Source organism: uncultured Paraglaciecola sp. (genome assembly GCF_963977085.1).
Taxonomy (GTDB): Bacteria; Pseudomonadota; Gammaproteobacteria; order Enterobacterales; family Alteromonadaceae; genus Paraglaciecola.
In genome coordinates this window covers 1-7473 of record NZ_CAXBNC010000044.1, presented here as the reverse complement: position 1 = coordinate 7473, position 7473 = coordinate 1, and the positions used below count along the sequence as shown (strand labels likewise).

The window sequence follows — 7473 nt, the reverse complement described above, 5'->3', positions numbered from 1 at the left end:
GCCATGCGTGTCTATATTATTGTTTCTGCTTAATATTATGAGGGGATTCGTTAGACGTTGGCATTGAAGCCCCATAATAGAACCCTTCCTTAGCTTGTTCAATTCGCACGATTTTCAACCTATTGGTAAGAGATTCACTGGCGCTGACGGCGTCTTGTTCAGACACCATTTTAATAGCTACAATGTCATGAAAACCAAATCGTGCATTGCTTCTAAATCCAACGCCTGCCTCACTTATGTCCATGGTTTTCCCGGTGAAATCCTCGCCATCTTGAGTGGTGATGAGAATTTCTTTTGATTCAATGCTTCTGGGATCAGCGCGAATCTCTGTTTTGGTAATTTCAAAATCAATCGCGGCCTGAATGCTTCTAATTTTTGCATCTATTAATGCTTCTATCTGCGATTTTTTAAGGGTTGTATCGTTAAATCCTAAATCGATCGATTGGTTTAATTCTCTCATCGCTTTCGCTTGAATACTCAATGAACCCACCGACATCTTAAGATCGTCGGCGGATGAAAAACGATTCATTATTTTGTTAATTGAATTTCTTAGAATCAACACAACAGCAATGATTAAAATTGGCCAAATGGATAATTCAAGAATTTGTAAAATAGATGACGAAGGTTCAGAAGTGAGCATAATTATAACCTTGTGCAAATCAATATCTTATTAGCGTAGTCACCACCCATAGCCTAGTCAAAGGTTAACCTTATCAAAAAATATTAAATGATCAACTGTGCCAGCTCCGGTCATTTAGTGCTTGACAATACTTACCCTTTTGATGAAAACGGACTCGTGATACAGCTTACTGGAAGCACATAAAATTGGCCGTAAGACGACTGTTTAATAAATTCATTGAAGGACAGCTTTGAGCGCAGGCTGTGTGAAAACCTAAAACGAAGACTTATCTGTCGTTGTTCAGATATTTTTACGCAGATTTAACCCTATCGTTAAGCTGCTAGGCAATCTAGAAGTAATAAAATATTATCAGTCTCGGTTCTAAAATGGATGGCAAATTAGCTTGTATACTGCGCAATAGAGAGGAGTTTGCTAACAACTCGCCATCATTCCTGCATGGCGGTAATGAGTGTGTGTATTCCAACAATCGACATCATTCGTTTTAGATTGTAGGCCAGTACATGAAGGCTCATTTCCGTACTGACGTTTTTCTTGCGTGTCATCAAGAAGTGCGTTGCCCCCATCCACATTTTGATGGTGCCAAACGGGTGTTCAACGGTTTGTTTTCTAATGACCGTCGTTTCAGGTGCAGCCTCTAACCTTGTTTGCATTACGTCAATTTCAGCCTCATGTATCCAACGCCGCATTTTTCTCGGTTCTGTTTTTGATTGGGTACATTGAGCACGAATTTTACAGTCCCTGCATGCGATATGATTGACATACACCTTTTGCTCTAAGCCACTCTCAAACACGTTTCGCCGATGTGGTAGCTCCTCTCCATCTGGGCAAACATACATATCTTTGTCTTGGTCATACTTGAACAATGATTTATTAAATATGCCTTTCTTTTTAGAACCCGATGTATCGATTTGGGGGACTAAAGCTGTCGCGCCTAAATCCTGAGCTGCTTTAATATCATTACGGCTGAAGTAACCTTTGTCGGCGATAACGGTGATATCTTTTCTATCTAGAGCCTCTTGCACTAGCGTTGTAACGGGCGTTAGCTGGCCTCGGTCTGTCGACATGGTGATGTCATAACTGACAATAAGATGATGTTTTGTATCGACTGCGCTTTGCACGTTATAGCAGACCTTGCGATTCATGTTATCGGTTTTCATTAACCGCGCATCGGGGTCATTTAACGACAACTGCTTGTCTGGGTGAGCATTAACGGCTTCTTCAATTTCTTGTAATTCAATAAGGCGATTCTTGAGCCAGGCTAATTTATCTTGCATCAACCCCACATCTTTATCACTTTTATCGTTAGCGTCTGCACTATCTAACTGCAATAAATAGTCGCTGATACTCGTTTCAATTAATGCAATATGGTCTTTGGTTTTTTGGGGAGTGAAGTTATTCTTTTTGGCATTTACAGCTTTAAATTTGCAGCCATCAATGGCGAATACCGCATCGCTGAACATATTCATTTGGCGGCACAGTTCAACGAACTGGCGGCACGCATTCTTGATGCCTTTGCCGTTGTCTTTTCTAAAGTCAGCAATGGTTTTGAAATCAGGTTGCAAACGTTCGACTAACCACATCAGTTCAACGTTGCGATGTGTCTCTTTTTCTAAACGGCGTAATGATTGAATACGGTTTAGATAACCGTAAATATATAACTTGAGCAGAGTCGCGGGGTGATAACTAGGACGGCCCGTTTGTTTTGCCTGCACCCGATTAAAACCTAATGATTCAAGATTGATTTCATTCACAAAAACTTCAATGACTCGAACGGGATTATTTTCAGTGACAAAATCAACTAGCACTTCTGGTAGCAGTGTAGTTTGTGTTCTTGATTGACCTTTAATATGGTGAGACATCACAGATACTCTCTGGTTTGGCTGACCATTTAATTATACTAAAAACGGAGATTAGATAGGTGATTACATTAAGACTGATTGATCATATAAACACCGTGCTTAGTTCAAAAGGTGATCAATAGTTTTCACTCAGCCTGAGCGAATTGCGGACTTAACTTAGCATTTTCATCAGGTACGCTTTTGGGCGATAGCGGACATTGTACGATAAGAAAGAAAACAAATGATCAGTGCTTGGAGAGAATTAGTAACGAATATGCATACGCACTACTAAAAGCCAATTGGTCTTAAAATTGCTTATAATTAATAACACTCAACAATCAACAAAGACAATGCAGATATCTTCCAGTTACGCGTCAAACTCTTTGCAAGCTTATGGGCAACAGGAAACCATGGGACGGCAAACGGTTGCCGATGCTCCAGCTACTCCAAAAGACAAAGTTTCCCTGTCAGAATCCGCTTTAGAGCTTGCCGCGCAGGCAAAAAATAATAAGTTTGCGAATAGTCGGGCGATGCAATTGGCGAATAGAGATGAGCAAACAGCTGAAGAGATGCTGGCTGGTTATACTCACGGACTTAATCACCCTTTGCTAGATATTTCTAATCTCGATATGGCAACCGGTAGCGGAGCGATATATACAGTAACCGGCCAGCCTGTAACTGAAGAAAGTGAAGCACTTTTTGCGCGTCAAAATGCTGCGCTGCGTGACCGTAATGAGCACATGATTAGGCAGGAGCGAGAAAAGGACACACCGGCAGCACAAATACTAGAGAAAGTAATGCAAGCGATTGATCAGCAACCGCAAGGTTACAAAGATAAGATTGACTGGGCGAGATTGTCTGCATAAGAGTTTTGACTAGTTCGTCTAACAGCATGCCGCAATACGGGATAATTTGTGAGGCTCTTACAACCTTTGCAGAACCAACAGTATTATTTCTTGCTCCAGATAGGTAGCTTACGCTTGTGATATCCGCTTTGGCCAAAAAAAGCGGACCTTAAAAACAGTGTTGCGAAAGCCTGCTATTAGCACAAACTTCTTAATCAGATGTAACACCAGACTGTCAGGTTTTAGGCTCACAGCAGCCTCTCGGCCACAACGAAAGTATGATACTCTGTTTGACACAAAGCCTGTAATATCCTACTGAACTAATCGTTAAAAGACCTTAGTAATATGTCACATAATTTAAAGCTTCTTTATATTGAGGACGACGTAATTACGCTCGAAATATATTTACAATTATTTAGTAAAATTTTTAGTAGTGTAACAACAGCTGCAAATGGTAAAGAAGGTTTATCGAAATACAATACTGAAAATCCAGACTTTATTATTACTGATTTTCAAATGCCTGACATGAACGGCCCCGAGTTTATTCATACCATCAGAAAGATTGACAAGGCCATCCCCATCATTATTTTAAGTGCTCATGCTGAAGAAGATTTCCTGCTTGAGACAGTAAAAGATTTAGTTAACGGATACGTAACAAAATCCTCTGCCAATGTACAACTTCAAAAAGTTATTGAAAAAGTTATTGAAAAAAATGGTACCAGCGAGTTAACAAAACTAGATGATGAAAAGCTGAAACTAAAACAAAACGACCCACTATCTTCGGGCACGTATCTTCCATCATCCATAATTAACAATCCCATGGCAGAGGACGAGAAAGAGCTTATAGTAGTCGGCATTGGCTCAAGTGCTGGTGGTTTAGAGGCTTTAACTTCATTCGTAAAGGGGTTGCCGCTTTCTAATCATACTGCCTATATCGTGGCGCAGCATTTAAGCCCAAAACACAACTCAATGATGGTTGATTTAATTTCTCGAGAAACAACATTAAAAATTATTGGTGCGAAACACAAAACAACACTTGAAAGTGACACAGTCTATATTACCCCTCCAAATAAAAATGTAGAAATAAATTCTCAGAACCAAATAATATTATCAGACCCAGAAGAAAATACGATATTACCCAAGCCGTCAGTTAATCAACTGTTTAGGTCGATTGCCGAACACAAGAAAGAGAAAGCCGTTGGTATTATTCTGTCTGGTACTGGCTCAGATGGCGCTCACGGGATGCTCGCCATAAATGCAGAGGGCGGAATAACGATTGTCCAAGACCCAACGGACGCAAAATATGATGGCATGCCTGTATCTGCCATCAATGGCTGCAATATTGATATGGTCATTACCGCCAGTCAGATGGGCTCTGAGTTGGTAGCATTAGCAAATTTCCCTCGCCAGAAAGCGCTGCAAAAACATCAAGAAGTACCTGTTAACGATAATTTAAAAGGACTTTTTGACTTACTCGTTCGCTATAAAAAAGTTGATTTTTCCGTCTACAAAACAGCCACTATTGGAAGACGCATTGAAAGACGAATGTTGGCCCTTAAAATTGAATTATTGTCTGACTATGTTGCTTTTGCAAAAAGTAATGAAAATGAAGTAGAGCTTCTCTATAAAGATATCTTGATAGGCGTGACTAATTTTTTTCGAGATCACGAAGCCTACCTGTCATTTGAAACGAAACTATATGAATACTTGAATAATACTCCTGACATAAAAACGTTGAGGCTTTGGATGCCGGGTTGCTCAACGGGTGAGGAAGCTTATTCAATTGCAATGACAATATTAGAGGTCTTGTCGGAGCGTAAACAATCCCTAAATGTCAAAATATTCGCTACTGACATCAATGAAACTTCCGTTGAATTTGCCAGAAAAGGAATCTACAAACAAAACCTTATGGCAGGTATAAGTGAGACCCTGATTAATCGTTATTTTAGTGTTGAAAACGATAATTTTCTGGTAAGGAGCGCTTTACGTGAAAAAATTGTTTTTTCATATCACAATATTCTAACCGACCCACCTTTTAAAAATTTAGACATTATTATTTGTCGCAATTTATTGATATATATTAATAACGATGCTCAGAAGTCGATTATGGCAGACTTCCACTTTGCTCTTCGTGAGAATGGTATTCTCTTCCTTGGTAAATCAGAAAACGCTACCAATTTTGAACATTTTTTCAATCCTATTGACAAAAAGAACAAAATATTTCAATCAGTAGCCGCCTCTAAAAAGCATTACCGTGCTCTGAATCAACAGCTTCCAAAGAACATTGGCCCGACACAAGCGTTTAATCTTGAGGTTGATGACGGTCTGTCATTACAAGATCAGATTTCTATTCAAGCTTCCAAAATTTTGTTACCCAACGTGATCGTTACTAATGAGCATTTGGAAGTTGTTTACAAAAAAGGAAACTTAGATTTCATTAAAATACCCGAGGGGTATGTGAGCTTCAATCTGTATAAAATTGTTGATGTTCGTTTAATAGTAAGCGTGAAAAGGCTCATTGAAAATATCTCAAAAGAGAATAAGCTCTGCTCAAGTAATTTTATATTTTTACCTAATAAAAATGATGAGTTGCGGTACGTTAAGGTATTTATAGTCCCTATTATTAGTAAAAAATCTAGATTCCTCGTTTTTTACTTCCAAGAAGTGTCTGCTTCTGAACTCCCTCACTTTAGAAATTCAAGCTCAAGCGATCCTGAATCCGCTTCAAACAACGCAAACGTTGAAATGTTGGAAACGGAGTTGTATCGAACCAAAGAGCACATGCAAACCCTTGTAGAAGAGTTAGAAACAACCAATGAAGAACTACAGTCCACTAACGAAGAGCTGCAAAGCTCAAACGAAGAGTTACAGGCGACAAACGAGGAAATGGAAACCAGCAACGAAGAGTTGCAATCAACAAATGAAGAATTACAAACTGCTTACAGTGAACTGAAAGAAATATACAATGACAATGCAGATATTAAGAATAGTTTAAAAATGCTCAATGTGCGTTATGAGTCTGTGCTGCAAAATATTAATGATGGTGTTGTCGTGACTAATATTGACGGTATTGTGTTGAGAACTAACTCTGCAATGCAGCGATTCACAGGAATGAGCAGAGAACAATTATTATCAAAAAATTGGCGCGATGTTGTTTTATCAAAGAGTCCCGACACAGAATTAGAACGCCAAGAGATTCTAGTAAATAATGGCACTTATGGTCCCTACGTTTTAGAGTTTCAAACGGGGCTCGATAGTGGGAACATTGTTAAAATAATGGACTACATAAATACAGATCATGAAGGTAACATTCAAGTATGGTCCTTTGTCGCAGATATAAGCAAAGAAAGAAAGATGGTCTCAGAATTATCATTAAAAGAAGAGCGGTATAGGGGAACATTTGAACTTGCTAATGTTGGTCTTGCTCATGTTAGTTTAGATGGTAAATTTGTAACGTTTAACCAATCATTCAACCGGATGCTCGGCTACTCTGATAGTGAACTGATGAAAAAATCAGTGACGGAAATTACTTTTGCTGACGATTTATATTTAGACGCCGAAGAATCAGCACAATTAATTAATGGTAAACGAAAAAGTTATAAGGTTGAAAAGCGTTTTGTAAAAAATGGTGGAGAGATAATTTGGGCGACTTTATCGGTCTCTATTTTTACTGAGAAACAGCACATTCCCTACTTTATATATGTCTGTGAAGACATTAACGTTCAGAAAAATTTGTCGCTAGCAAGAGCTCAAGCCCAGATCGTTTTTAATACTACACAAGAGGCGATTATAGTAACTAACGAAAAGCTTCATATTATTGATGTTAATCCAGCCTTTACGGCAATTACTGGTTTTAGCAAAACTGATGCGATGGGCAAGAATTTAAGCTTGATTTATGCTGACAGCAATGCCCAAGACGTACTGGAAGCAATAGTTTTGTCACTCAACAAAACCGGTCTTTGGTCGGGTGAAATCACCAATAAGTCAAAAGATGGAAATGTTTATCCTGCGGTGATTAATATTAACGCGGTAAAAAGCGAGCACGATGAGGTTAATCAATATATCTGCGTCTTGACGGATGTTTCTCTCATGAAGTGTAATCCCCCCATTTTAAGCAGCAGTCATTTGTAGAAAATCTTTAAGCCGCTCC

General features: G+C 38.9%; 4 protein-coding genes. 2 read left to right on the top strand and 2 right to left on the bottom strand.

The features are described 5' to 3' along the window. Positions 1–16: 16 nt before the first annotated feature. Positions 17–640 (bottom strand): PilZ domain-containing protein, encoded by a 624-nt coding sequence (locus AAC000_RS23370; RefSeq protein WP_339726362.1) that lies wholly within the window; start codon positions 638–640, stop codon positions 17–19. Between the two features lie 425 nt (positions 641–1065). After that, positions 1066–2499, bottom strand: a complete 1434-nt coding sequence (locus tag AAC000_RS23365) for an IS1182 family transposase (protein ID WP_339726360.1) — start codon at positions 2497–2499, stop codon at positions 1066–1068. A gap of 329 nt (positions 2500–2828) precedes the next feature. On the opposite strand from AAC000_RS23365, the gene AAC000_RS23360 reads away from it, so the two are divergent. Next, entirely contained in the window at positions 2829–3344 is a 516-nt protein-coding gene (locus AAC000_RS23360) for a hypothetical protein (protein ID WP_339726358.1), read from the top strand. Positions 3345–3668: 324 nt separating this feature from the next. After that, a complete protein-coding gene (locus AAC000_RS23355; protein ID WP_339726357.1) occupies positions 3669–7454 on the top strand; it encodes a CheR family methyltransferase in 3786 nt (1261 codons plus the stop codon). Positions 7455–7473: the final 19 nt, after the last annotated feature.

Bases quoted from the DNA above. Each gene is read 5' to 3' on its own strand.
- AAC000_RS23370 (WP_339726362.1), bottom strand. From the start codon at position 640: ATGCTCACTTCTGAACCTTCGTCATCTATTTTACAAATTCTTGAATTA.
- AAC000_RS23365 (WP_339726360.1), bottom strand. From the start codon at position 2,499: ATGTCTCACCATATTAAAGGTCAATCAAGAACACAAACTACACTGCTA.
- AAC000_RS23360 (WP_339726358.1), top strand. From the start codon at position 2,829: ATGCAGATATCTTCCAGTTACGCGTCAAACTCTTTGCAAGCTTATGGG.
- AAC000_RS23355 (WP_339726357.1), top strand. From the start codon at position 3,669: ATGTCACATAATTTAAAGCTTCTTTATATTGAGGACGACGTAATTACG.